Genomic DNA, 23,259 nt, shown 5'->3' on the forward strand with positions numbered 1-23,259 from the left:
ATGTCTGAGAACACCCAGCAGCAGCCGGCAGGTACGGCCGCGGCCGAGAACGACGACATGACCATCGGCGACTGGCTGAGCCGGCAACAGGACTTCGACGCCGGCATGTTCGGCACGGAGGACGCCGGCGACGCGACGGGCCCGGACGGTCAGCCGTGGGACCACCAGCGGTACATGTCCACCCTGCACAAGGTGCAGCAGGAGGCCAAGACCGCGAAGGCCGAGCGTCAGACCGTGGTCGACGCGCTCGTGCAGGCGGGCATCATGCCGAAGCCCGCCGACAACACGCCGCCGACGGCGGCGCAGCTGCGGGACTACGCAGCGAAGGCGACGGCGCAGGCCCGCGAGGCGCAGGTCCAGCTCGCCGTCTTCACGAACGCCGGTTCCCACGGCGCGGACCCGGCGAAGGTCCTCGGCTGGGCGCCGTTCCTCGAGTCGGTCAAGGGTCTCGACCCCGCGGCCGCGGACTTCAAGGCCCAGGTGGCCGCGAAGATCGGCGAGCACACGACCGCTTCCCCCTGGCTGCGCGCCGACGGCGCGCCGGCCACGCAGGCGCCGGCCCCGGCGTCCGTGACGACCCCGGCACCAGGTGTGTCCGGCGGGCAGTTCACGGCTGGGCACAACCCGGCGCCGATCACCGAAGCCGAACTCGCGCGCATGTCCCAGGCCGAGGTCGCGAAGGCGTTCCACGAGGGGCGCCTGACCCACCTCATGGGTTAGTGGGCGGGCCGCCGCGGGGGCGGTCTGTCCAGGGGCGTGCGTGCCACCTGAACCCTAAGGCAGGCATTCATGGCTATCACTCGTTTCCGGCCGGAGATCTGGTCGGCGCTGCTCCTCGAGTCCTACAAGAAATCCCTCGTGTTCTCGAACCTGTGCAACCGCGACTACGAGGGCGAGGTCCAGGCCGCCGGCGACACCGTCCGGATCACCTCGATCTCCCGGCCGACGATCAACTCGTACGGCCGCAACCAGGACATCACCTACGAGGAGCTCACGGACGCGCAGCGCGTCCTGGTCGTCGACCAGGAGAAGTACTGGGCGTTCTCGATCGACGACGTCGACGCGTTCCAGGCCCGCGGCAACGTGGTCCCGCAGGCGATGGCCGAGGCCGCGTACGGCCTGGCCGACGTCGTCGACCAGTACGTCGCGTCGCTGTACACGCAGGTCAACGCCGCGAACGCCCTCGGCACCACGGCGATCACGAACGGCGACCTCGCCTACACCATGATCCGCAAGCTCAAGCTCAAGCTCGACGAGGCGAACGTGCCGACCACCGGCCGGTGGATCGTCCTCCCGAACTGGGTGCACTCGCTCCTGCTGGAGAACCCGAAGTTCGTCGACCTGACCGGCAACACGCAGAGCGACGCGCTGCTGAACGGGCTCGTCGGCCGGGTGCTGGGCTTCACGGTCTACACCAGCAACAACGCGCCGCTCGTCACGGGCGACGACTACGCGGTCATGGCCGGCACGAACGCCGCGATCACCATGGCCGAGCAGCTCACGAAGACCGAGGCGATGCGGTCGGAGCGCCGGTTCGGCGACCTCGTCCGCGGCCTGCTGATCTACGGGGCGAAGGTCATCCGCCCCGAGGGTCTCGCGACCTGCATCGCCTCGCAGTCCTGACCCGGTTCGGGTCGCTCGAGCAGCACCACTGACGCCACCCCACGGGGTGGCTTTTTTCATGCCCGCAGGCCGGACCGCCACCCACCTGCGGGTGCGCGGCCGGCCTGTCCGGGCCCGAACCGGACAGGAAAGGGGGCACGAGCATGGCTCGTACTCCGATCACCGTGCAGGCGATGCCCGTCAACTCGGCCATCGCCTCCCCGGCGGGCACCACCATCGACCCGACCAACCAGCACGTCATCGCGGCCGCGAAGCCGGAGAAGCTGCTGCTTCGGGTCACGAACACCAACGGCACCCAGCGGACGATCACGCTCAAGGCGGGCGCGTACCCGCCGGCGTGGGCCGCCGGGCAGGGCGACCTGGCCTGCGTCGTCGCCGCGACCACCGGCGTCGCGGTCCTCGGCCCGTTCGAGTCGGGCCGGTTCCTGCAGAAGGACGGCTCGCTCCTGATCGACTGCGAGGCGTCCATGGCGGGCGTCATCCAGGCGTTCGAACTCGCGCGGGGCTGACGTGGGTACCGCGCAGACGCCGCAGACGATGTGGCTGCGCGGTGAGAACGGCCTGGTGCTCGAGCACGCGCTCCCGCTGTCGGAGCCGCTCGCGGAACGGTTGCTCAAGGGCTACCTGACCCGCGTTGCGGACGCTGACGGGAGTCCGTACGTCGAGCCTGCCCCCGAGGCTGCGGTCTCGGGGGCGGCCGATCCCACCGCCCCGCCGGCGGACATCGCCGGAACATCGCCGGAAACCCCGGAAACCCCGGAAATCGCTGGAACGCCCGCGGACGCCGCGGACGGTTCTGGAATTTCTGGGAACGTCACGGAACGGCCGACAGCGCCGGCCCGGCCGACCCGCCGCGACCGCAAGGCCGTCTGGGTCGGGTACGTCGTCCGGCACGTCACCAAGGTCGACGGCACCGCCTGGCCGGCTGAGGAGGCCGACGGGATGTCGATCCCGGCCCTCGAAGCCGAGCTCGACCGCTGGGCGGCCGCGACCGGCGTCGAGTTCGTGGCGGCCGGCTGATGGCCGGTGTCGCCGTCCAGGTGGCGGTGACCGAAACCCCGGTGAAGACCCTCAGCACGGCTGCCGGGACCCGCCGGAACGTCGCGGTGCGGGTCCTCGGGGCCACGGACAAGAACGTGTACATCTCCAGCGCCGCGAACGTGTCCGCGACCAGCGGGTTCGCGATCAAGGCCGGTGATGCGCCGCTGGTGATCAGCCTCGGCGAGAACGAGTCGCTGTACGGCATCTGCGCGACGGGCGAGACCGCCACGGTCTGCGTCCTGCCGCTCTAGACCCCAGCCGGGTGCGGGCGCGAGGTGGGACGCCCCGCGCCCGGCTGGCCACCCACCCGTGTTTTCGAGGAGACGCGTTGCCCAGCCCTCAGACCACATCCGACGCTGCCGCGATGGCCGCGGTCGTCGACGACTACATCGCCGGCCTCTACGCCGAGGTGAGCACCACGGCGCCCGCCCCTCGGGAGCCGCTGACATTCGCCGCGCTCGTGCGGGTCGCCAGGGACGTGATCGACGCCCAGGAGGTCGCCGGAGGCGCCTCGAGGGAGTGGATCAGCCTCGGGCTGTGGCTCACCGCGGACGAGACCGAGCTGCTCCGGGGTGCGTGCACGCACCCGGCCGAGGCCTCGCCCGGCCACCCCGGCCAGCACGCTGACCGGCTGTTCGGCGTCGACATCCACCCGGCGGGCTGCGACGCCTGCAGCACGATCACGCCCGCGTTCCTGCTGCCCGGCTGCAGCTGCACCGACGACTGCAGGTCGCCGCGGTGCGGCGCGCCGGCGCGGGCGGCCGAGACCGAACGTGTCTGGCGGGCGATGCGGATGCAGCTGCGGTCGCAGTACGCCGGGCCCGCCTTCTGGGCGCTGCCGCCCAGCGAACCGCGTGACGCGTTTCGCGTCACGCACACCGGGGCCTGACCGGCTCCGCATAGACCACCGGCCCGGGTGGGCGAGCACCCGGGCCGGTCACACCCTGCTGTTCTGTGAGGAGCCGCCATGACGGTCCGCCTGCCCTCGAACGTCCGCTCCGCCGCCGCGGACGCGGTGCTGAACCTGATCAACGCCGGGTCCGGGCCGGGGACGATCGAGCTGCGGACCGGTGCCCAGCCGGCGGCCGCCGCCGACGCCGCCACCGGGACGCTGCTGGCGACGTTCACCCTGAACGACCCAGCGTTCGGCGCCGCGGCGGCCGGGGTCGGGACGCTGTCGACGTCGCCGGCGGTGTCGACGACCGGGGTCGCGGCCGGGACCGCCGGCTGGTTCCGGGTCAAGGACTCCAACGGCGCCACGGTCCTCGACGGGTCGGTGTCGGCGTCCGGCGGCGGCGGCGACCTGGTCCTCAACACCACGACGATCAGCGTCGGGCTGACCGTGAACGCCATTGGCGGCACCATCACGATGCCTGGCTGACCCGGGTGACGACGTACTGGACCGACGCCGATTTCGCCGGCGCCGGGGAGTTCCTCGAGCCGCAGGTGTCGGTGTGCACGGAGTACGACCTGGCGTCGGGCACGATCAGCCGGGGCCGGTGGCCGTTCCCGGTCGTCGCGCCGTCGGTCACGCCGCAGTTCCGGCTCTACGACGCCTCGGGGGCGCAGATCGCCGCCCGCGGCTTCGACACGTCCACGCTGGACGTCTACAACTGGGCGACCCTGACCGCGCCGGTCGCGGTGTCGGGGCTGGTCCGGGCGACGGTGACGACGACCCGGTACCCGGCGGTCCTCGGGTTCTTCGGCGGCGGCGCGGTCACCCGCGGCGGGATCAAGGCGGTCCGGGGGCTGTTCACCAGCGGCGATGCGCTGCCGACGACGCCGTCGACGGCCGGGTTCCTCGTCGACATCGACTACACCCCGGACGCCGCCGCCCCGCCCGTCGAGGCGACGATCGCGGCCGCGCTGCCCGGCCTCGCCGCGGCCCTCGCGGCGCAGGCGGTCGTCGGGGTAACGGCGGCCGGGGTGCTGCCGCTGCTGACCGCCGCCCTGAACGGGTCGGGCGCCGCGGCGGCGCAACTCGACGCGATGCTGCCCGGCCTGGCCGGGGCGCTGTCGACGGAGGCGATCGCCGGCGGGCTCCTCGCCGCGACCCTGCCGGGCCTGACCGGCTCGGTGGCGGCGGCCGCGGCCGCCGCCGCGGTGTTCGGCGGCACGCTGCCCCAGCTCGGCGCGGCGGTGTCCGCGGACGCGGCCGCGGCCGCGGTCCTGGCGGCGCAGTTCCCGCGGCTCGCGGCCGCGCTCACGAACGTAGCCCGCGTGTATCCGCTGCCGGCGGTGGCGCTCGTGGCGTCGCTGGCCGGGGTGTCGACGCTGACCGCGGCCGCGGTTCCGGCGTCGACGCTGACCGCGTCCACCACCCAGACGAGGGGAGCCTGACCGTGCCCGAGGTCGGTGAATTCACCATCCCGCGGCTGCTCGTGACCCCGTTCGACGGGACGACAGCCGCGACGCTGCAGGTGTTCGACGGCGCCGACGTGGCCACCCCGTGGCCGGTGACGAAGGTCGGCGAGTCGGCGGCCGGGCAGGAGTGGCTCGGCGACGACCCGCTCGAGTTCACCGCCGGCGGGCTGTGGCACCTGCGGTGGCAGGTGACCGGGACCGGCATGGGCCGGCAGACGTCGAAGGTCGCGGTGGCCCCCGATCCGCTGATGGCCCGGCCGGCGTGGGCGACCACGACCGACCTCGCCGACTGGACCGGGGCGGCGCCACCTTTGGATGCGCGGCGGATGCTGCAGCACGCCACCCGCAAGATCCGGTCGGTGGTCATGACGGCGTTCTACGACGTCGACGAGCTCGGCGAGCCGACCGACGCGAAGGTCAAGGCGACGCTGCGGGACGCGGTCTGTGACCTGGTCCAGTGGTACGTGAAGGCCGGCGACGAGCACGGCGCCCGGTCGCTGTACACGTCGGTGTCGATCGGCGGGGTGAGCCTCTCGAGGGGCGCCCGCCCGAACGGCTCCACGGACGTCCCGCCGGTGCCGGCCTCGACGTACGACGTGCTGCGGGTCGGTGGGCTCCTCGACGACCAGCCGGTGTCGTGGTGACCGCCGAGACGCCGCCGGCGCCGGGCCCGCACCGGGTCAGGTCGTACCTCGGCTCCCCCGGGCTGCTGCTGCTCAACCACGTGTCGGTGATGCTCCGCGAGGCGTACGACGTGGTGCCGTACCTGGTCGGGTCGTCGACGCTCACCCGCGCCTGGCGCGACGTCGACGTGCGGATCATGGTCCCCGACCTGCGGTTCGAGCAGATGTTCCCCGGTCTCCGCGACCCGCTGCACAGGAATCCGCTGTGGTCGCTGCACTGCGGGTCGGTGTCGCTGTGGATGCGCGACGCCACCGGCCTGCCGGTCGACTTCCAGGTGCAGCCGGTCAGCTACGCGAATGCGCTCTTCGGCAGCAAGCCCCGGATTCCGCTCGGCATCTACCCCATCGAGCAGCCCCGGGAGGGCTCATGAGGACATACGAACGCCGCGACGGGCAGGGGAAGCTCCTGGAGCGGTCCGCGAACCTGACCCCCGGCCACCCGTACGACGAGCAGCTGTACGCGCTCGTGGCCGCGCGGGAGGACGCCGGGGAGATCGCCGGGTGGTGGCTCGCCGCCGACGACGGCGATGACGGCCTCGGCGGCGCCGAGCAGTTCGTCACGCTCGAGGATCTGCTGTCCGGCCGCGCCCAGCTCCCGGCTCTGCCGGGCGACGAGGAGCGCGTCGACGCCCCCGACGCCGGCGGCGACCAGGTCGCGGCGGCCGCGGAGGAGAAGCCCAAGGCCCGTGCCCACCGGGCGAAGTCCACCAGCACGCCGGCGGCGACGCCGGCGGGACAGGAGTAAGCCGATGGCACGCTCAACGCGCACCGCGCTGCAGGCGTCGTGGCTCGACGCCGTCGAGATCGACGCCGCCTCCGGCAGCGTGCCGGGCACCGGCGCCGGGAACGGCATCGACTGGGTCAACTCCGGTCGTGAGGTCGCGATCGTGGTCAACACGAGCGGCGCGCCGATCACGGTCACGGAGGTGATCGGGACGACGGTTGCCGGGGCGGTCCCCGCGGCGCCGACGAAGTCGGTCGCGGCCACCACCGGCATCAGCGTGCTCGGCCCGTACCCGCCCGGCCAGTACAACGACGCGAACGGCAAGATGGCGCTCGACTTCTCGGCCAGCGCGAGCGTCAAGGTCGTGCTCGTCGACGTGCCCCGGGTCGCCTGACGTGGCGTTCCCGTTCGAGCTGGTCCTCGAGGCGCTCGGCGGTTCCCACACGGTGGCGATCGCCGAGCTCGCCGGCCGGGGCCCGCGCGGGAATGTGTTCGCGGCGCCGGTCGACGCCGTCGGGGTCATGGTCGACAAGCGGCAGCTGGTCCGGGGCCCCAACAACGAGAAGATCACCTCGACGCGGTCGTTCTACGGCCCGCCGGGCACGCCCGGGAAGGTCGGCGCGGAGGTCACCTACGCCGGCGTGACGTCGACGGTGGTCGGGCGCACGGACCATGACGGCGGCGGCGCCGAGACCCCGGATCATGTGGAGCTCAACCTCGCCTGAGGTGATGTGAGCCGCCCCCCGGCGACGTCGTCGGGCCCGTACCTGGTCCGAGTGGGCGCCCACCTGTCGCAGGTTGCGGCGCGGGTTGACTCCCCGCCCTGACGTGTTGCCGGCCGGGCGGGAAGGCAGCTACTGCACCCCGTGATTGCCCGGTTTGCCCGATGCTCTCGGGGTTGTCATCCCCCTACCCTCCCGGTCTGCCTCCCACGGTAGCCGTTCCGCTCCCTCGAGCCCCGCCCGGACCAGGGCGGGGCTCTTTTGCTGCCCGGAGGCGCCTGTGGCCACCGATTACAAGCTCACCTGGCATGAGGGCCGGGCCTACGCGATGGTCGACGAGGCCGGCGAGGCGGGGCTGCGGGACGCGCTCGAGTACCTGCTGAAGGTTTCCCGGCCGCTGGTGCCGCTCGACACCCGCCCCGGCCGTGACCAGGTCGTGCTGATGAACACCGGCCGGGTCGTCATCGACCCGGAGCACGGCGTCGGTGGGGTCGTGTACGGCGACGAGTCCACAAAGGACTACGCGAAGCGGCAGCACGAGGACCTGACGTTCCGGCATGCGCCGGGCCGGCAGGCGAAGTTCCTCGAGGCGCCGTTCGAGGCGAACAAGACGCTGATGCTGGCCATCATCGCGGCGCACTACCGGCGGCGGTTCCGGTGACGCTGACGGAGGAGTTCTGCCGGCTCCTCGACGCGGTCGGGCTGGGCCGGTACGCCGAGCACGACGCCGACACCAGCGGCGACATCTACCCCATGGTGCTGCCGGCGACGCCGGACGAGTGCCTCGCGGTCACGTTCTCGGCCGGCCGGGAGTCCGATTCGGTCCTGCCGTTCGACGAGCCGCGGCTGCAGGTCCGGGTGCGCGGCCCGCGCAACGACGTGTACGCGCCCGAGGACCGGGCCGCGGCCATCTACAGCCGGCTCCACGGGCTGGGCGGGATTCGGCTGCCCGGCGGGACCCGGCTGGTCGGGCTGTACGGCTCCCAGGGCGGCGGGTTCCCGATGGGCCAGGACGCCGACGGCCGCATGGAGTTCGTGATCAATTTCCGCGCGGACGTCCGCCGCGCGACCTTCCATCGCATGTGAGAGGCGGCGTCTGCCCATGAGCCAGACCACGGTTCCGGCGCGCGAAATGATCTTCCAGGTGCAGGCCGGCGACGCCGTCACCTGGTTGTCGCTGACCGGCATGAACAACTTCAACCTCAGCCCCGGCGAGAACGAGGAGGTGGAGGACACCACCACCTTCGACTCCGACGGCGCGTACGAGGAGGTCGTCATGCAGCGCGGCGCCAGCGTCGCCTGCCAGGGCTTCAAGATGGAGGACGACACCACCGGTGTCCAGGACGTCGGGCAGGCCCGCATCGAGGAGCTCGCGTCGAAGACCGGGGGCGCGTCGCGGGGCAAGGTCCGGTTCCGGCACATCCGCCACTCGCAGTGGAAGGTGTGGACGGCGACGTTCCGCCTCGGCGACCAGGGCGGCGGGAACAACAACAACAACACCTGGTCGTGCACGGTCCGCCGGGTCGGCAAGACCCAGCTGGTGGCGGCCCCGTAATGAGCAACCGATCCCACCGCCGCGCCGCCGCGCGCCAAGCTGCCCGCACCGCCGCCGGCGGCGCAACGTCCACTGCCGTCGACGAGCGGCCGGACCCGCTCACCCTCGGCGAGCGTGACTCCCGCGACCGCGCCCGTGAACAGATGGCCGAGCTGCTGACCTCGCCCGGGTTCGTCGACAGCGACGAGGACCCGGACGGGGTCACGTTCGACTTCGACAAGCACTGGGAGGCGAAGCGCAAGGAGCAGAAACGGCGCCGGGTCCGGATCTACGGCAAGGTGTACGACCTGCCGAAGTCCCTGCCCGCCAAGGTGATGTTCTTGTCGCAGCGCAAAGAGTTCCGGGACAAGCGCCGGAAGATCACCGCCGAGGAAGGGTTCGGCACGATCCGGGAAATGCTCGACCTGTCGCTGCGCCCGGGCGCGGTCGACCAGATGCTCGAGGACGGCATCGAGATGGACGAGCTGCCCGACGTCCTCGCGTTCGTGATGGGGCACTTCGACAACCTCGGCCGGCAGCTGACCGGTGAGGCGCCCGGCGGCGGCGGTGCTGACCCGGGGGAAGCGCGAGGCGGGCACAGGCCCGCCAGCTCTGGGAGCTGATCCTCCGCCACTACACGCTGCTCAACACCGACTGGCTGCAGGCGTACGGGGTCGAGCTCGACGACGAGCTCGCCGACGGGATCCCGCTGTGGCAGTTCCTCGAGCGCCTCGACGGGCTGCACCCGGACCACTCGGTGTGGCGGCTCGCGTGTGAGCAGACCCGCAAGGCGCCGAAGGTGGCGACCGGCGACGCGGCGATGGCCGCGATCGACCTGATGTGACGGCAAGCCGCCCCCCGCTGGTCGAGGGGGCGGCCGCCGCACGCTGCCCAGCCGGCGCCTCGCTGTGCGCGTACACCAGCGCGCTGTCGAAGGTCGCCATGACGTGGCCCGTGCTGATCCCCGTGGATCACACCGGCCGGGCGTGGCCACTGTATCCGCCCCCTGGGAGGCCGCCGAGATGATGACCGTCGGCGAGCTGCTCGCCTATCTCAAGCTGGACGACAACCCGTTCAAGCGGGCCCTGGCCACGGCCCGGGCACGGTTCAACGCGTGGGGTGCCGCGACGGCGCAGGACGCCGACCGGCACGGCCAGAACGCCGGGAAGATCTACGGCCGCGGGTTCTTCTTCGCCTCCGACGGCAGCCTCCGGAACAAGAAGGGGCAGTTCGTCGGCGCCGAGGAAGCCGCCCGGATCGCTGGTGAGCGGGCCGGGCGCGGGTTCGGCCGGCGGATGCTCGACCTGCTCGGCGACGGGCTGCGCGGCATCGGGTCGCTGTTCTCGATGGCGTTCTCCAAGGCCTCCGGCGCGCTCGACGGGATGAGCTTCGACGCGGCCGGCCTCGCGTCGTTCCTGATGAAGGCGGTCGCGTTCGCGACGCTGCTCGGCCCGGCCCTGTACCTGGCCGGTGGCCTGGCGGGGTCGCTGCCGGCGCTGCTGTCCGGGGCCGGGTTCGCGTTCGGCGCGGTGATGCTCGGCATGAAGGGCGTCACTGACGCCTTCAAGAAAAACTCGGGCGCCGGGGCCAAGGTCGCGGACACCGCCCACCAGATCGCGATGGCGCAACGGCAGGTCACCAGGGCCAACAAGGACCTGCAGGCCGCGACGGAGGGCATCAACCAGGCCCGCCGGGACGAGATCAAGCACATCCGGGACCTGAACCTCCAGCTGCAGCGGTCGGCGCTCAACGAGGAGGACGCGGCGTCGTCCGTCGCGGAGGCCCGCGACGAGCTGGCCCGGGCCCGGCTGGGCGGCGACCCGAACGAGATCGCCCGCGCGGACCGGAACCTGCGGTCGGCGCAGCTCACGCTCGAGGAGACGAAAAACGCTCACTCCGACCTCAAGGAGGAGAAGGAGGAGAGCGACCGCGTCGGCGTCGAAGGCTCCGACCGGGTCCGGGAGGCGATCGACCGGCAGGCGCAGGCGGTCGACGCCCTGGCCGACGCGCAGTACGCCCTGGCGCAGGCGCAGCAGGCCGGATCGGGTGGCGGCGCCGCCGGCGAGGTGACGAAGCTCGCGAAGTCCGCGCAGGACTTCGTCGACAAGGTCAAGTCGCTGGGCAAGGCGTGGGGCGACCTGCGGCTCGACGTGCAGCAGCACCTGTTCGAGGGCATCGGCGACGCCGTCGTGAAGCTCGCGGACGCCTGGGAGGGCCCGGCCCGTAAGCAGCTGACGTCGATGGCGGACACGATCAACGGGATCGTGAAGACGTTCACGAACACGGCGTCGAAACCGAAGTTCATCGACGACATGAACGTCGGTCTGGACGCGACCCGCGGGTTCATCGACAAGATCGGAAACGCGCTCGCCGGGCCGTTCATGAACATGTGGGCGCGGCTGTCGAAAGCGGCGAAGCCGTTCATCGACATGCTCGGCGACAAACTTTCCGGCTGGATCGAGGATTTCGCCGGGTGGATCGACTCCGTTGCCGAGAACGGGAAACTCGACGCGTTCTTTCAGGAGGCGACGGACTCCGTCTCGGCGCTGTTCGACATCGTCGAGATCCTGATCAAGATTTTCGGGGACCTGTTCGACATCATTTTCGGCGGGCAGCTGGAGAAGCGGAACAAGGACGAGGACCCGCTCGTCGCGGTCCGCCGGAACCTGGAGAAGCTCGAGGAGTGGCTGTCCGACCCGAAGAACCAGGAATCACTCAAAGCGTTCTTCGACGGGCTGCGGGCTTTCCTGCAATGGCTGTTCACCGACGGCGTGCAGAAGATCCAGGGCTTTTTCGGGATCATGCAGTGGCTGGTCGACAAGTTCACCGGCTGGAAAAACGACCTGTCGGACTTCAAGAACGACGTGAAAAGCAAACTCGACCAGGTCGGTGGGTTCTTCGAAGGTCTCCGTGCCCGGCTCAGCGCGACGCAGAACCTGTTCTCGTGGCTGCCGGGCACGTTCAAGGACGCGTTGAACCAGGTCATCGGCCTGTGGAACCGGCTGTCGTTCAACCTGCCGGCGGTCGACTTCATGGGCGCGCACTTCGGTGGCGGGTCGGTCGGCATGCCGAAGCTGCCGATGCTCGCCGCCGGCGCGATGGTCGGCCGGCGCAACGGCGGCACCCTCGCCGTCATCGGTGAGGGCCGCGAAGACGAGATGGTCGCCCCGGTGTCGACGGCGCAGGGCATGATCCGCCAGGCCGTCCGCGACGAGCTCGCCGCGGCCGACTTCGGCGGCGGCGGCGACGTCGTGTTCGCCGTCGACGGCGAGGTGATCGAGCGGCGGGCGCTGCGGGCGCTGCGCCGCAACGCCGCGAAGGTCGCCGCGGCCGCGAAGGCCGGCGACCGGAACCGCCGGTTCGCCGGCGGCGCCGCGGCCGCGCTCGCCTAACCAATCCCCTGCTCGGAGGTGGGCCCGTGGCCACGATGTATCTCGGGCGCCCCGGCGCGCTCAAGGCGATGCTGTCGCCGCGGCGCGGTGTCGCCGCGGTGATCGCCCGGCAGGGGAAGGTGCGGGAGACCCTCGCCGGCGGCCGCGCCGCGGACTACAGCCCGACGCTGCTGCGCTCGTGGGACCTGACGTGGCGGGCGCTGTCCCACGACGACCAGGCAACCCTGATCGCGTTCTACGGCGGGCACAACGGGTTCGGGCCGTGGGCGTTCATCGACGGCGCCGAGCGGAATCTCCTGACCCGCAACCAGTCCGCGGCGACCAGCGTGTTCAACGACACGAGCGGGTTCACGATCGCCGCCGGGGCCGGGGAGACCCTGACGAGCTCGGCCGGGACGCTCGAGCGGGGACCGCGGGCGCTGCAGTGGACGCTGCCGGCGTCGGTCACGTCGGGGGTGCTGTCCCTCGACGGGCCGAACAGCGACTGGGCCGGGATCCCGTGCGTGCCCGGCCGGACGTACCGGCTGCAGGCGCGGGTGCGGGGCGGCGGCACCGACGGGGTCGCCGACGTCGCCGCGCAGCTGCGGTGGCTGTCCGCGGCCGGGACGCAGGTGCAGCTCGACGCCGGCACCGCGGTGACGACGTCGACGAGCGGACACACCGACGTGGTGATGCCGGCGACGACGTGCCCGGCCGGCGGGGTGTACCTGCAGCCGCGGTTCGCGGTGTCCGCCGGCACCGTCTCCGGCGCCTGCACGTTGTGGCTGGAGCAGTTCCAGGTGTCGATGCCGACCGTGCTCGACGCGGGCACGGTGTGGGTGCCGGGGCTGGGCGTGCCGCGGGTGTCGATGCCGTCCATGGACCACGAGCTGCCGTGGGTCAACTACCACAACACCGGGCTTGGCCTCGTGGAGGTGTGATGCGGTCCGTACCTGCTGACCTGGCCGCCGCGATCGAAGCCAGGGAGCGGTACGTCCGCCCCCTCGTGACGGTCGACTGGGACAACGACGGCGGCAACCTGATCGACTCGTCCGACACCTTCGACGGGCGCACCGTCAGCAGCAGCTGGGGGACGTCGTCGACCGGGTTCCCGTGGACGTCGAGCGGGATCGGGACGGTCGCCGCGTCGGATTTCGCGGTCGCGGCCGGCGCCGGGACGCACTCGGTGGCCCTGGCCAGCGAGTTCCGGTACTCGAGGATCCTGCTAACCGACCTGCTCATGGCCGACCAGGACATCACCGCCGAGTGGTCGTGCCCGGCCGCGGTCGGCGGCGACCTGGAGCCCGCCGGGCTGCTGCTGCGGCAGCAGGACGCGTCGAACTACGTGAACATGCGGACCGTCGTCAGTGTCGACGGCCGGGTCTACGTGTACGCGTCGCGGCTGCTGGCGGGTGTCGAGACGCCGCTGGTGGCCACGGGACTGCCGGTGCCCGGCGGGACGTACAACGCCGGCGTGCACTGGCTGTCGCAGGCCCAGGCGCTCGGGCCGGTGTTCCGGATGCGGGTGTGGCGGTCCGACCAGCCGCGGCCGGCGGTGTGGCACCTGCAGGTCGTCGACCGGACGTGGGCGTCGGGGGCGTGGGGGGTGCGGTCCGGCCGGTCGGCCGGGAACACGAACACGAGCCCGGTGCTGTTCACGTATCACCGGATTGACGTGGCGACGAGCCGCTACGACGACGTGTCGGACAAGGTCGCTGAGGCCCGGGTCGAGCGGTCGGTGACCGGGCAGCTGCCGGACGAGTGCATGGTCGTCGAGGGGATCTCCGCGGCGACCGCGACGATCGACCTGGTCCGCGGCGCCACCGACGATGAGGAGCTCGACAACGTCGGGTACTTCTCGCGGTTCAACCCGGGTTCGCCGCTGGCCGGGAAAGAGCGTGCTGGGCGGCTCGTCGACATCAGCCTCGGGTTCCTGACCGACAGCGGCTGGCAGTACGTGCCGCGGGTGACGGACGGGGTGATGCAGAGCCTGCCCGTCGACGTCGCGGACCGCACGGCGAAGGCGACCATCGTCGACGGCCGGGACCGGCTGCGGACGCTGGTGAAGCTTCCCGGCGTGGTCGTGAACCGCACCGACTGGACGAGCTCGATGAAGGGCGGCCTGGAGGCGTCCTGGGTGGCCGCGTACGCCGCGTTCCAGTGCGGCCTGTACCTGGCGCCACCCCCGCAGACGGAGCTCGGGCAGGTGCGGTACTACGCGCCGCAGTACGGGTCGTCGACGGCGTTCGTCGGCCGCGCGTACCAGCTCGCCGCGATGGCGCAGCTGAACCAGCGGGAGATCTGCACCTACACCCGCGACGCGCCGTTCTTCATGGCCGCGGACCCGACGACCGAGACCGACGGGCTGTGGTCGTCGATCGGGTACCTGGCCGAGCCGGCGCCGGGGATGGCCGGGTGGAACTCCGACGGCCGGGCGAAGGTCCGCACCCACCTGTGGGTGAAGATCACCGGGTCGGAGCCCGGCGGGGAAGCGCTGAACGTGCGGGTCGGGAACGGCACCGGCGTCTGCGAGATCATCTTTCAGGTCCTGACGACCGGGCAGCTCGTCGTGAACGTCGCGAACCACCAGTTCGGCGGCGGTGCGATGCGCACCGTGAACGGCCCGACGATCTCCACCGGCGTGTGGACGCTGGTCGGGGTCCACGTCGACGACGCAGCCGGCCGGGCCGCGTTCCAGATCGGCGGGACGACCAGCGTGGTGACGTTCACGGCGACGCCGGCGATCGCCACGACGACCGCGGAGCGGGCCGCGCAGGTCGCCGTGTCGTCGTACGCGAAGTTCGCCGAGCTCGTTGTCCACTCCGGGGTCCCCGAGGGGGCGCCGTGGCCGGCGACGACGTTCACCGCCGACTATGAGCTCGACCGGCTCGGGAACCGGGACCTGGCCGGGATCTACCCGCCGGACAAGCCGCAGCAGGCGTGGGACCTGCTGCAGGACCTCGCCGGCGCCGAACGCGGCCTGGTCTGGATCGACTACGACGGCAAGCTGCGGATCTGGTCACGGGCCCGGCTGAACGCCGCCTCGTCGCTGACGGTGCAGCGGACCCTGACGACGCACGACCACCTGTGGGCGCTGGGCTACGACGACTCGCGGGCCATGGTCCGCAACGTGATCACGGTCCCGTACACGCAGCTGGAGCAGTCGACGGGGTTGTGGTCGCTGACCGGCGGCGCGTTCCGGGTCGACCCCGGCTCGACCACGACGTGGCAGCTGGCGTTCGAGGAGCCGGCCGCGGACGCGCTGATCTTCCTGGCCGGGTCGTGGGCGCAGAACACCGACGGGTCGGGGGCGTCGGGGTTTTTCGACTCCCGCAGCCCGGACCCGGTGCAGGAGATCTACGCGACCCTGACGATGACGTCGGCGACGTCGGCGACGGTGGTCGTCAAGGCCGGGCAGGTCGGGTTCCCGGTGTACCTCGTCGACACCGCCGGCGTTCCGGACTGCCGGGTCGTCGGCCTGTCGGTGAAACAGGCGGACAGCCGGCTGGAGTACGAGGCCCGCTCCCCCGACTCGATCGCCGCCTACAACGGCGAGCTGCCGCTGCAGGTCGGCGACAACCCGTGGTCGCAGACCCTGAACTGGGCGAAGGGCGTCGGGCACCAGCTGCTGGCGCTGCTGTCGACACCGCAGGTGGTGTTCACGGCGATTTCCGCGCCGCTCGACCCGCGCCTCGAGCCGTACGACCGGGTCAAGGTCAAGGACAAGGCGGGGTTGCGGCTGGAGGCGGAGCTGCTCCTCGAGGGCCTGGGCGACGTCCTGGTGCCGGGGGCGGCGGACATGGACGTCGTCGGCCGGCAGGCCCGGCAGCAGTGGAAGCTCGGCGCCTCCGGGGCCGGGACCACGGTCGGGAACACGATCCTGGGGGGTGCGCCGGAATGAAGCCGTACACGGCGCCGACCCTGTCGGACACGTCGCCGGTGAAGAAGGCGGACATCGAGCCGGGGATGCGGGTCCTTGAGCAGCACGACGCCGGCGCCCGGGTGAAGCTGTACCGGGTCTCGCAGACCTCGGACCTGACGACGTCGACGACGCCGACGCTCCTCGGCGGGATGGCCCTGGACCTGGTCACCAGGGGCAAGAACGCGCTGCTGTGGGTGTCGGCGGTTGTCGACTTCAACGGCGCGCCGTCGGGGTCGAACTTTTTCAACGCCCGGGCGCAGCTGCGGGTCGACGGCAGCCAGTTCGGCGCCGAGTGCCTGTTCCAGTTCTCGAAGTCGGACCGGTCGACGGTGCAGCGGACGTGGCTGGTGCCGCTCACGTTCTCCCCGACCCAGGTCACGCTTGAGCTCTGGGCGTACCGGGACAACGCGTCGGGGGCGTTCGCGGCGGTCCAGGCGCAGAACACCGGCATGACCGTGCTCGCTGTGGACATGCCATGAGCGGGCCGTTCATCGCGCCGTACCTCGTCGACGGCGACCCGGTCTCCGCCGAGGTGGTCCAGGAGTTCCTCGCCGGCGTGGCCGCGCTCGACGCCGCCGCCCGGATGACGGTGCTGACGTCGGCCGGGACCGGGTCGCCGGCGGTGACCTCGAGCTCGGTGGTGGTGACGAACACGCCGATCACCTTCACCACGGTCGGTGGGAACGCGTTCGCGCTGGTCATCTCCGTGTTCGACCTGACCAACTCGGTGGCCGCGTCCACGGACTTTGTCGGGTCGGTGTTCGTCGACGGGATCGAGCAGACATTCGCGCGGGCGGTCAAGAACTGCAACGTCGCGGACCACTGCAACCTGTGCCAGGTGTACCCGGTGGTCCTCGGCGCCGGCGCGCACACGGTCGACCTGCGGGTGATGAAGACGTCGGGCAACGGCACGCTGTCCATCGCGGCCGCGAACTGCACGCTGACGATGCTGGTGGTGGACCTGCCATGAGCACTCCATACACGGCGCCGTCGCCAGCGTTGCGGACCGGCATCGACTACCTGCCGGCGGCGTTGCTGCAGCCGGCCCTTGACGCGCTGGCGTGGCGGGACAACAAGAACGTGCTGCGGGTGCTGCAGCAGCACGGCACGTCGAATTTGACGGTGACGACGTCGGCGCAGGACCTGCCCGGCGCGACGCTGACGTTCACGCCGGCCCGGTCGGGTGCGATCGCGCTGGTCGTCACCGTGTTCGCGTTCAGCCCGTCCGCGGCCGTGTCGCTCGACGCGTCCGGGTTCCTGGTCGTCGACGGCGTCGCCCAGGCCCGGGCCGCGGTGCGGGGCATGAACGCGGTGCAGAACCAGCCGGCGACGCAGGCACACCGGGTGGTGCTCTCCGCGGCCTCGCACACGCTGAAGCTGCAGGCGTCGCGGTCGGCGGCGACCGGGACGGTGACCTTGACCGCGGCCGATTCGTACCTGGCCGTGTTCCTGATCGACAACAACTAACGGGGGACAGCCATGGCATGGAGGGCTGCACGGTCTCTGCTGGTGCTGCAGCAGCAGCTGCAGGCGGGGGCGCCCAGGGCGCGGCCGCCGGGGACCGGCGCCGACGAGTGGGGGCTGATCGGCGACGCGGCGCACGACCCGACGTCGGACCACACGCCGCACGACTTCTCGGGGCTGGGCAAGGCGGTGGTGACCGCCGCGGACTTCCCGAACCGGCCCGACCTCGGCCTCGACGCGCACCTGGTGCTCGACGACATCCGCCGGGCCCGGGACCCGCGCGCGAAGTACGGCATCAGCAACGGGGAGATCTTCTCCAACCACGCGGTGACCGAGGGCGGGAAGACGTACCCGGCGTGGACGTGGCGGCCGTACCGGCCGAAGAACGGCGACCGGCATTTCACCCACGGGCACCTGTCCGTCGTCGGCGACGCGCGCGCTGACGGCACCCAGGCATGGCCCACGATCGGCGCGCCCGGGGGCGTTGCCGCGGACACGGAAGAGGACGACGACATGGGCGCTTCGTTCGGACCGATCGACATCCAGCCCGAGGGCATCATCACCTCGCTGACGATCCCGCCGGTGCAGGCCGGGGCGGCCGACCCGCGGCGGGCGTGGCTGAACTTCTGCAACGACACCGGGAAGGCGTACGGGCTGCGGGTCTGGTACACGACCGGGGACGAGCATTTCGCGGCGTTCCCCGGCTGCGACGGCGGGCAGCTGGTGCTGCGGTCGGGGCAGCGGTGGTCGCAGGAGATCCCGGCCGGCGCGTCCGGGCTGTCGATCCTGCGGCAGGCGGTCGACGAGCACGGCAAGGCGGTGGCGACGTCGGCGGAGCTCCACGCGTACGCGGGGCACCTCACGTTCGCGATCGAGCGGGGTCCGGTCGGGCGCTGAGGCGTGCGCGTGCAGGCGCATCGGATAGTGCCGGTGCGCCTGCACGCGCTGCTAATCAGCGTGCTAATCAACGGTTCGTCACTGGCAGTCGACAGTGTGTCGGTGCTGGTCGCGGCCGCCGGCGGTGGTGGTGGCGGTGCTGGTGGCGGGTGGCCGGGTGGCCGGCGGAGCCGCTCGAGGGAGTGGACACCGGTCCCGGCCTGCCAACTTCCTTAACAGTTCCTGAAGTTCGTTGGTGATCGTCGCCCGGCAGTGTGTGATGATCGGCGGGCGCGTGATCCACAAACGGGAATGTTTGCGTCGCGACAAAAGTGCGACGGAGCGTCACACGGGCGCTTTCGCGGTATCCATGGGCGAGAATGCGCAGCTCACGCCGGGGGTATGACGGAAAGTACGATACCCACCTATCGGCGGTACCACGTCGGTAAATCGGCCGGTGTCTCGCGCCTCCCCTTGCGGACTACTGTCCGCGCCAACATCGTTTTGTGAGGCGGTTTCTTTCGGACGCCAACGAATCGATGTTTGAGACTTTTTCCCGCGTACGTCGCTGCCCGCCGCCGGGGGCCGCGAGTGCGCGGACCGTCACCGAAGGGGGTACGCCGTCTGCGACGACGGCGGTGTGGGTAGCGCGGGGCAAACGCACATCACTCCACACCAGCCGGCGCCGACGGCGACCGCAGCGACCCGCGCGAACGGGCAGGCTGCGATCGGGGGGGCCAGGCGCCCGCGTCGCGAAACGCGGGCGCCTGGTTGACGGGCCCTCGACAGACCCGATGATCAGGTGGCACAGGGCGCCGGCGCTGCTCGGCGCACCCCATTGCGCAGGACCAGGCGGCGGACGCCGCTGGTTTGCCGGGTACCATACCGGCCCCTCTCAGGCGGGGCGATACCGCGGTGTGCCAACCTTCCTCAGCTCCCGCCGGCGGCGTTGACGGGCGTTGACCAGGCCCGATGTCCACGCCCGGAAATGGTGCTGGTCAGCGGCATTTCTCCGGCCCATTCCGCGCACATGTCGTGCACGTTTCCTGCATGCGCCCGTAATCCTCTCGTAATACACGGCACGCCCCCGGACGGTCACCCTTTCAGGGTCGGCCGTCCGGGGGCGTTTTCCGGCATTTCCGGGCCGTGCTAGCCGCGACCTGCGGCGTTGCTCAGACCGCGTATTCGTTCTCGCCGCCGTTGCCGACCTCCAGCCACAGCGGGCCGTGGCCGGCGTCGACGGCGTCCGGGTCGACGTGGACGAACAGCCCGTCGGCGCGGCGGCGGATCGTCACGGTGATGCCGTGGACGGTGACCGAGACCTGCTCGCTGCGGTCGTCGGTGCCGGGCTCCGGCGGCAGCACCAGCAGGTGCAGGGCGGCGAGGAGCTGCACCGCGGCGCCGGCGGCGATGCCGGTCGCGCCGGCGGCGGCCGCGGCCGCGAACCGTGCGTGCAGCGGGCCGATGACCGGCTCGTCGACGGGCTCGGCGGCCGGGGTCACTGCGGCTCCTCGAATCCGCAGATCTGGCAGCCGAGGACCGGGATCGGCTCGACGGCGACCAGGGCGCGGTACAGCACCGACCGCTGCCAGGCCTTGGTCGTGTCCCACGCCTCGGTGGTGGCCATGAACTCGGCGCGGACCCGCTCGTACTCGGCGTTCCACTCGTCCCACGTCTGGGTGCGGGCGGCGATCTCGGCCGGGGCGGGGTGGGCGGGGCAGGTGTCGGGCGTCGGCCTGGCCGGCGCGTCCGGTGGGGTGGTCGGCACGGGGTCGGGCTCGCGCCGCGCCTGCGCGTACTCCTCGACGGTGAAGGGGCGCCCGAGGGCGTCGCGGCGGGCGCGGATCTGATGGGCGATCGCGGCGGCGGCGTCGAACAGCTGGTCGGCGTTGGGCATGGGAGCCTCCATGTGGATGCCGCGCCGCCCCGGGAGTTGGCACCAGGGCGGCGCGGCGGCTTGAGGGGTCAGCGGCGGGTCGTGACGGCCGTGTAGGTGCGGATGAGCGCGAGGAGGTCCTCCATCGTGTACAGCTGCTCGACGCCGCGGCTGGTGGTGGGCCGGTCGGTGAGGTCGTCGGTGTTGAACGCGATCTCGGTGTAGCTGAGCGGGCCGTAGCCGCCGTCGGTGCCGTCGAGGCGGTACCAGTCGCCGCCCTCGGGCGCGCGGCCGACGCGGTCGGCGCGCTGGTAGACGGCGTCGCCGATGACGACGTACGCGCCGTCGGCGGGCGGCTCGCCCCACATCGGGGCGGTGGCCTCGGCGCGCAGGAAGCCGACCAGGTCGCTGACGATGACGGCGAGCTCGGCGGGGATGTCGGCGGGGACGGGCGCGGCGGCGGCGTGGGCGGTGATCGCGAGCTGCATGGGTGGTGCCCTTCTGGCGAGGTGAGAGGCAGGAGGGGGCCGGACCGGCCGCGAGGGAAGACGCGGCCGGTCCCGGCGGGGTGGGTTGACCTGCTAGAACGGGATCTCGATCTCGGCGCCGTTGACGGCGGCGACGAGGTCCCACGCGTCGACGCGAGCCGCGAGCGGGCGGCGCGGCTGGGTGCGCTGGCCGGGGGCGACGTTCCGGCGAGCGCACTCCGCGCGGTACTCGGCCCAGCCCTCGGGCCGGACGGTGGCGCTCACGATCTCCCGCGCGACCTTGACCCCGGCGCCCCACACGGGCTCGACCCACTTCCGCTCGGCGCGGGCCATGCCGAGGATCGTCGTCACGCTGGCGTCGGTGCGGCGGGTGACCGTGCCGGTCGCGCTGTTCGCGGCCGCGTGGAGGGCCTTGAACATCGCGTTGTTCATCGCGTAGCGCATTGATGTGCCTTTCGGAGGAGGAGTGCCGGCCGGGCTCCAACCCCCGACCAACACGATCACTCTATCGCGATCGCCTCTACCGTGCAACAAATTCGCTCATGGAATCTGAGAATCTGTTGCTGTACAGCATTTATAGAGCTGTTACATGCAAGATCCAGAGAAGTTGTTGCATGGTAGTCGCGACTCGGATAGTGTGTTCCATGTCAGGGCGGCACGGGCGGGGGTTGGAGCTCGCACGGGCCGCCGGAACCCTCCGAAAGGACCCTGGAATGCAGATGACCAAGGCCGAACGCGACGAGCGTCACGCGCTGCGCGTCGAGGCCGTGGATGCCGCACGCGGGTACCGCTACCCGAAAGACGTCCTCCGGGCGTACGTGTGGGCCATCCAGAAGAACCAGATCGACGACGCCGCCACCACGGCGGAGGAGTGGGCGTCGATCGCCGGTCACTACGTCGGCGAGCTGGGCATCCTCCACATCGCCGACAAGCAGATGATCCAGCGACTGGCGCTGGTGATCATCAAGGGCACCACCGACCCCGACGGCGTCACCCGCAACTGGGCGTGGCCCGGACCGGTGGTGTCGTTCCTGCCGCAGGACATCGACGTCGAGACGGTGTTCCGCCTCGCCGACATGCTCCGCCGCATCGGGGTGCCGAGCGCCGAACTGCTGCTGCGCCACCTGCACCGCTAGGCGTTACACCGCAAGACGGCCGGTCGGCCGGGGTGGGATGGAGCACCCCGGCCGACCGGCCCTTTCGTCGTTCCAGGGGCGGGCAACGCGGGCAATGCGTGGCCCGCGTTCCACATCGGACAGTCGGCGCGCGCCGGCGGCCGCGCAGCGCGCCGGCCCGGCACCGGCCCCGCCCCCTCGGAGCCGAGAACTTGATGCACCATGAGCGCTCATGTTGCATGGTAGTCGTGATTGGTCTAGAGTGATCGTTGTAGGGCGAACGCCACCGCCCCACTTCCTAAAGGAGCACCTTCGTGACCAACCTGCGGAACGTTTCGCCGATCATGCGGACGGCGCTGCTGCACGCGAACCCCCTGGGCGGCAAGCTCGATCCCGGCACCAACGGCTCGACCGCCTCGGCGCTCGTCCGCCTCGGCCTCGCCCACCGGATCGGCAGCGGCGACTACGACCTCTCCTCGGAGGGGTTCGTGGTCCGGGCGCGGCTCGTCGCGATCCTCGTCGGTGACGCGTTCGCCGAGAACATCCGCCGCTCAGCCCCCGGCACGGTCGACATCCACGGGAACCGCATCCGGCCCGACGCCGAGGGGTTCCTCTTCGTCGTCAACCGCAGCGGCCTCCCGACGAGGATCACGACCTGCTGCTACGCCACGATCACGCCCAAGCCCGAAGGCTTGGCCTGCCGGGCCTGCTTCAACGACGTTGCCGAGGCTCTCGGCGACGCTCCCGTGGTTGGCAGCTTCGACGGGGTGTTCGAGGCGCACCAGGACGCTGACAACGGCCCCGTGTACGCGTGGCGGCACGCCGCCTGCGGCATCACCTCCACCGAGCTGTACGGCGATTTCTGCCACCTGCAGGACCTCGCCGCCGACGAGCACGCCGAGCACGTGAAGACCTGCACCGCCGCCGTGCGGCCCACCGAGGGCTCCTGCAGCATCTGCAGGGCGGACGGGCAGGTCGTGGCCGAGGACGGCACCGTCCCGTCCGGCGACCAGCACATGCTCGCCGTGACGGTCGGCGCGAACGGGCTGGTGCTCATGTGCGCGTCGGGCCACGGCTGCGCGCAGGACGGCGGGCACCCCACGTACACGGGCGTCGTCACGCTCCTGCAGCAGCACGCCCGGATGGTGTTCCTGCACGTCTCCGCCTACAACCAGCGCGACAACGTGTTCGTGATCGTCACCATCCCGAACCGGCAGTCGCTCGCGGCGATCTGGGCTCCGGGGTTCGGCGGGTTCGGCGAGCAGCCCACCGACGGCTGGTCGGTGTGGTGCGGCGAGGAGCCGGACGCCGACACCGCGCCGGTGCACCTGCCCGCCGACGCGAAACCCGCCGACATCGTCGCGGCCGCCCTCGCGAAGCTCGACGCGTTGGGGCCCGCGTTCCACTGACCGGTGATCACGGCCCGCCCCGTGCGGGCGGGCCGTGATCCGCCGCG

30 protein-coding genes are annotated in these 23,259 nt (G+C 71.6%); 26 read left to right on the top strand and 4 right to left on the bottom strand.

The genetic code is table 11. The annotated features are described in order from the left end of the window. From ACQPZ4_RS51140 to ACQPZ4_RS51255, 24 genes are all read left to right on the top strand, one after another. Positions 1–720, top strand: coding sequence for a hypothetical protein (locus ACQPZ4_RS51140; protein ID WP_433067411.1), 720 nt, complete (start codon positions 1–3; stop codon positions 718–720). A 69-nt stretch (positions 721–789) separates the two neighbouring features. Continuing rightward, positions 790–1,623, top strand: a complete 834-nt coding sequence (locus tag ACQPZ4_RS51145) for a P22 coat protein - protein 5 domain protein (protein WP_433067414.1) — start codon at positions 790–792, stop codon at positions 1,621–1,623. Between the two features lie 143 nt (positions 1,624–1,766). After that, complete coding sequence (locus ACQPZ4_RS51150) at positions 1,767–2,132, top strand: hypothetical protein (RefSeq protein WP_433067417.1); 366 nt, start codon at positions 1,767–1,769, stop codon at positions 2,130–2,132. Position 2,133: 1 nt separating this feature from the next. Beyond that, positions 2,134–2,643, top strand: a complete 510-nt coding sequence (locus ACQPZ4_RS51155; protein ID WP_433067419.1) for a hypothetical protein — start codon at positions 2,134–2,136, stop codon at positions 2,641–2,643. Then, a complete protein-coding gene (locus ACQPZ4_RS51160; protein ID WP_433067422.1) occupies positions 2,643–2,915 on the top strand; it encodes a hypothetical protein in 273 nt (90 codons plus the stop codon). The genes ACQPZ4_RS51155 and ACQPZ4_RS51160 overlap by 1 nt, the downstream gene beginning before the upstream one ends. Before the next feature lie 113 nt (positions 2,916–3,028). Next, entirely contained in the window at positions 3,029–3,553 is a 525-nt protein-coding gene (locus ACQPZ4_RS51165) for a hypothetical protein (protein WP_433067425.1), read from the top strand. A 78-nt stretch (positions 3,554–3,631) separates the two neighbouring features. Next, complete coding sequence (locus ACQPZ4_RS51170) at positions 3,632–4,045, top strand: hypothetical protein (protein ID WP_433067428.1); 414 nt, start codon at positions 3,632–3,634, stop codon at positions 4,043–4,045. Positions 4,046–4,050: 5 nt separating this feature from the next. Then, positions 4,051–5,004 (top strand): hypothetical protein, encoded by a 954-nt coding sequence (locus tag ACQPZ4_RS51175; protein WP_433067431.1) that lies wholly within the window; start codon positions 4,051–4,053, stop codon positions 5,002–5,004. Positions 5,005–5,006: 2 nt separating this feature from the next. Next, positions 5,007–5,672 carry a hypothetical protein gene (locus tag ACQPZ4_RS51180; RefSeq protein ID WP_433067433.1) on the top strand — a complete coding sequence of 222 codons (666 nt, stop codon included), beginning with the start codon at positions 5,007–5,009 and terminating at the stop codon, positions 5,670–5,672. Then, positions 5,669–6,082 carry a hypothetical protein gene (locus tag ACQPZ4_RS51185; protein ID WP_433067436.1) on the top strand — a complete coding sequence of 138 codons (414 nt, stop codon included), beginning with the start codon at positions 5,669–5,671 and terminating at the stop codon, positions 6,080–6,082. The genes ACQPZ4_RS51180 and ACQPZ4_RS51185 overlap by 4 nt, the downstream gene beginning before the upstream one ends. Next, entirely contained in the window at positions 6,079–6,456 is a 378-nt protein-coding gene (locus ACQPZ4_RS51190; RefSeq protein ID WP_433067439.1) for a hypothetical protein, read from the top strand. Before ACQPZ4_RS51185 ends, ACQPZ4_RS51190 begins: the two co-directional genes overlap by 4 nt. A gap of 4 nt (positions 6,457–6,460) precedes the next feature. Beyond that, positions 6,461–6,829, top strand: a complete 369-nt coding sequence (locus ACQPZ4_RS51195; RefSeq protein WP_433067441.1) for a hypothetical protein — start codon at positions 6,461–6,463, stop codon at positions 6,827–6,829. Between the two features lies 1 nt (position 6,830). Further along, a complete protein-coding gene (locus ACQPZ4_RS51200; protein WP_433067444.1) occupies positions 6,831–7,160 on the top strand; it encodes a hypothetical protein in 330 nt (109 codons plus the stop codon). 277 nt (positions 7,161–7,437) lie between these two features. Continuing rightward, the gene (locus ACQPZ4_RS51205; RefSeq protein WP_433067447.1) at positions 7,438–7,818 is read left to right on the top strand and encodes a hypothetical protein; all 381 of its coding nucleotides are present in this window, start codon (positions 7,438–7,440) and stop codon (positions 7,816–7,818) included. Then, a complete protein-coding gene (locus ACQPZ4_RS51210) occupies positions 7,815–8,243 on the top strand; it encodes a minor capsid protein (RefSeq protein WP_433067449.1) in 429 nt (142 codons plus the stop codon). Before ACQPZ4_RS51205 ends, ACQPZ4_RS51210 begins: the two co-directional genes overlap by 4 nt. A gap of 16 nt (positions 8,244–8,259) precedes the next feature. After that, on the top strand, positions 8,260–8,712 hold the full coding sequence (locus tag ACQPZ4_RS51215; protein WP_433067452.1) for a phage tail tube protein: 453 nt from the start codon (positions 8,260–8,262) through the stop codon (positions 8,710–8,712). Continuing rightward, on the top strand, positions 8,712–9,314 hold the full coding sequence (locus ACQPZ4_RS51220; RefSeq protein ID WP_433067454.1) for a hypothetical protein: 603 nt from the start codon (positions 8,712–8,714) through the stop codon (positions 9,312–9,314). Before ACQPZ4_RS51215 ends, ACQPZ4_RS51220 begins: the two co-directional genes overlap by 1 nt. Positions 9,315–9,677: 363 nt before the next feature. Then, a complete protein-coding gene (locus tag ACQPZ4_RS51225; RefSeq protein ID WP_433067457.1) occupies positions 9,678–12,083 on the top strand; it encodes a hypothetical protein in 2,406 nt (801 codons plus the stop codon). A 26-nt stretch (positions 12,084–12,109) separates the two neighbouring features. Beyond that, on the top strand, positions 12,110–13,003 hold the full coding sequence (locus tag ACQPZ4_RS51230) for a hypothetical protein (RefSeq protein WP_433067459.1): 894 nt from the start codon (positions 12,110–12,112) through the stop codon (positions 13,001–13,003). Beyond that, positions 13,003–15,963 (top strand): hypothetical protein, encoded by a 2,961-nt coding sequence (locus tag ACQPZ4_RS51235; protein ID WP_433067462.1) that lies wholly within the window; start codon positions 13,003–13,005, stop codon positions 15,961–15,963. The genes ACQPZ4_RS51230 and ACQPZ4_RS51235 overlap by 1 nt, the downstream gene beginning before the upstream one ends. Continuing rightward, positions 15,960–16,463: a hypothetical protein gene (locus ACQPZ4_RS51240; protein WP_433067465.1), complete on the top strand. Its 504-nt coding sequence runs from the start codon at positions 15,960–15,962 to the stop codon at positions 16,461–16,463. Before ACQPZ4_RS51235 ends, ACQPZ4_RS51240 begins: the two co-directional genes overlap by 4 nt. Then, positions 16,460–16,954, top strand: a complete 495-nt coding sequence (locus ACQPZ4_RS51245; protein ID WP_433067467.1) for a hypothetical protein — start codon at positions 16,460–16,462, stop codon at positions 16,952–16,954. The genes ACQPZ4_RS51240 and ACQPZ4_RS51245 overlap by 4 nt, the downstream gene beginning before the upstream one ends. Then, the gene (locus ACQPZ4_RS51250) at positions 16,951–17,451 is read left to right on the top strand and encodes a hypothetical protein (protein WP_433067470.1); all 501 of its coding nucleotides are present in this window, start codon (positions 16,951–16,953) and stop codon (positions 17,449–17,451) included. The genes ACQPZ4_RS51245 and ACQPZ4_RS51250 overlap by 4 nt, the downstream gene beginning before the upstream one ends. A gap of 42 nt (positions 17,452–17,493) precedes the next feature. Continuing rightward, positions 17,494–18,345 carry a hypothetical protein gene (locus ACQPZ4_RS51255; protein WP_433067472.1) on the top strand — a complete coding sequence of 284 codons (852 nt, stop codon included), beginning with the start codon at positions 17,494–17,496 and terminating at the stop codon, positions 18,343–18,345. Positions 18,346–19,496: 1,151 nt separating this feature from the next. Here the strand turns inward: ACQPZ4_RS51255 and ACQPZ4_RS51260 are convergent. From ACQPZ4_RS51260 to ACQPZ4_RS51275, 4 genes are all read right to left on the bottom strand, one after another. Further along, positions 19,497–19,826 carry a hypothetical protein gene (locus ACQPZ4_RS51260; protein ID WP_433067475.1) on the bottom strand — a complete coding sequence of 110 codons (330 nt, stop codon included), beginning with the start codon at positions 19,824–19,826 and terminating at the stop codon, positions 19,497–19,499. Continuing rightward, on the bottom strand, positions 19,823–20,221 hold the full coding sequence (locus tag ACQPZ4_RS51265; protein ID WP_433067478.1) for a hypothetical protein: 399 nt from the start codon (positions 20,219–20,221) through the stop codon (positions 19,823–19,825). The genes ACQPZ4_RS51260 and ACQPZ4_RS51265 overlap by 4 nt, the downstream gene beginning before the upstream one ends. Before the next feature lie 68 nt (positions 20,222–20,289). Then, positions 20,290–20,688, bottom strand: coding sequence for a hypothetical protein (locus ACQPZ4_RS51270; RefSeq protein WP_433067480.1), 399 nt, complete (start codon positions 20,686–20,688; stop codon positions 20,290–20,292). Positions 20,689–20,781: 93 nt separating this feature from the next. Then, on the bottom strand, positions 20,782–21,132 hold the full coding sequence (locus tag ACQPZ4_RS51275) for a hypothetical protein (RefSeq protein ID WP_433067483.1): 351 nt from the start codon (positions 21,130–21,132) through the stop codon (positions 20,782–20,784). Positions 21,133–21,401: 269 nt separating this feature from the next. Between ACQPZ4_RS51275 and ACQPZ4_RS51280 the strand changes: the two genes are divergently transcribed. Together ACQPZ4_RS51280 and ACQPZ4_RS51285 are read left to right on the top strand one after the other, a co-directional pair. Further along, entirely contained in the window at positions 21,402–21,824 is a 423-nt protein-coding gene (locus tag ACQPZ4_RS51280) for a hypothetical protein (protein WP_433067486.1), read from the top strand. 293 nt (positions 21,825–22,117) lie between these two features. After that, entirely contained in the window at positions 22,118–23,212 is a 1,095-nt protein-coding gene (locus ACQPZ4_RS51285) for a hypothetical protein (protein WP_433067489.1), read from the top strand. Positions 23,213–23,259 lie beyond the last annotated feature (47 nt).

Source organism: Dactylosporangium sp. CS-033363, from assembly GCF_050942475.1.
Taxonomy (GTDB): domain Bacteria; phylum Actinomycetota; class Actinomycetes; order Mycobacteriales; family Micromonosporaceae; genus Dactylosporangium.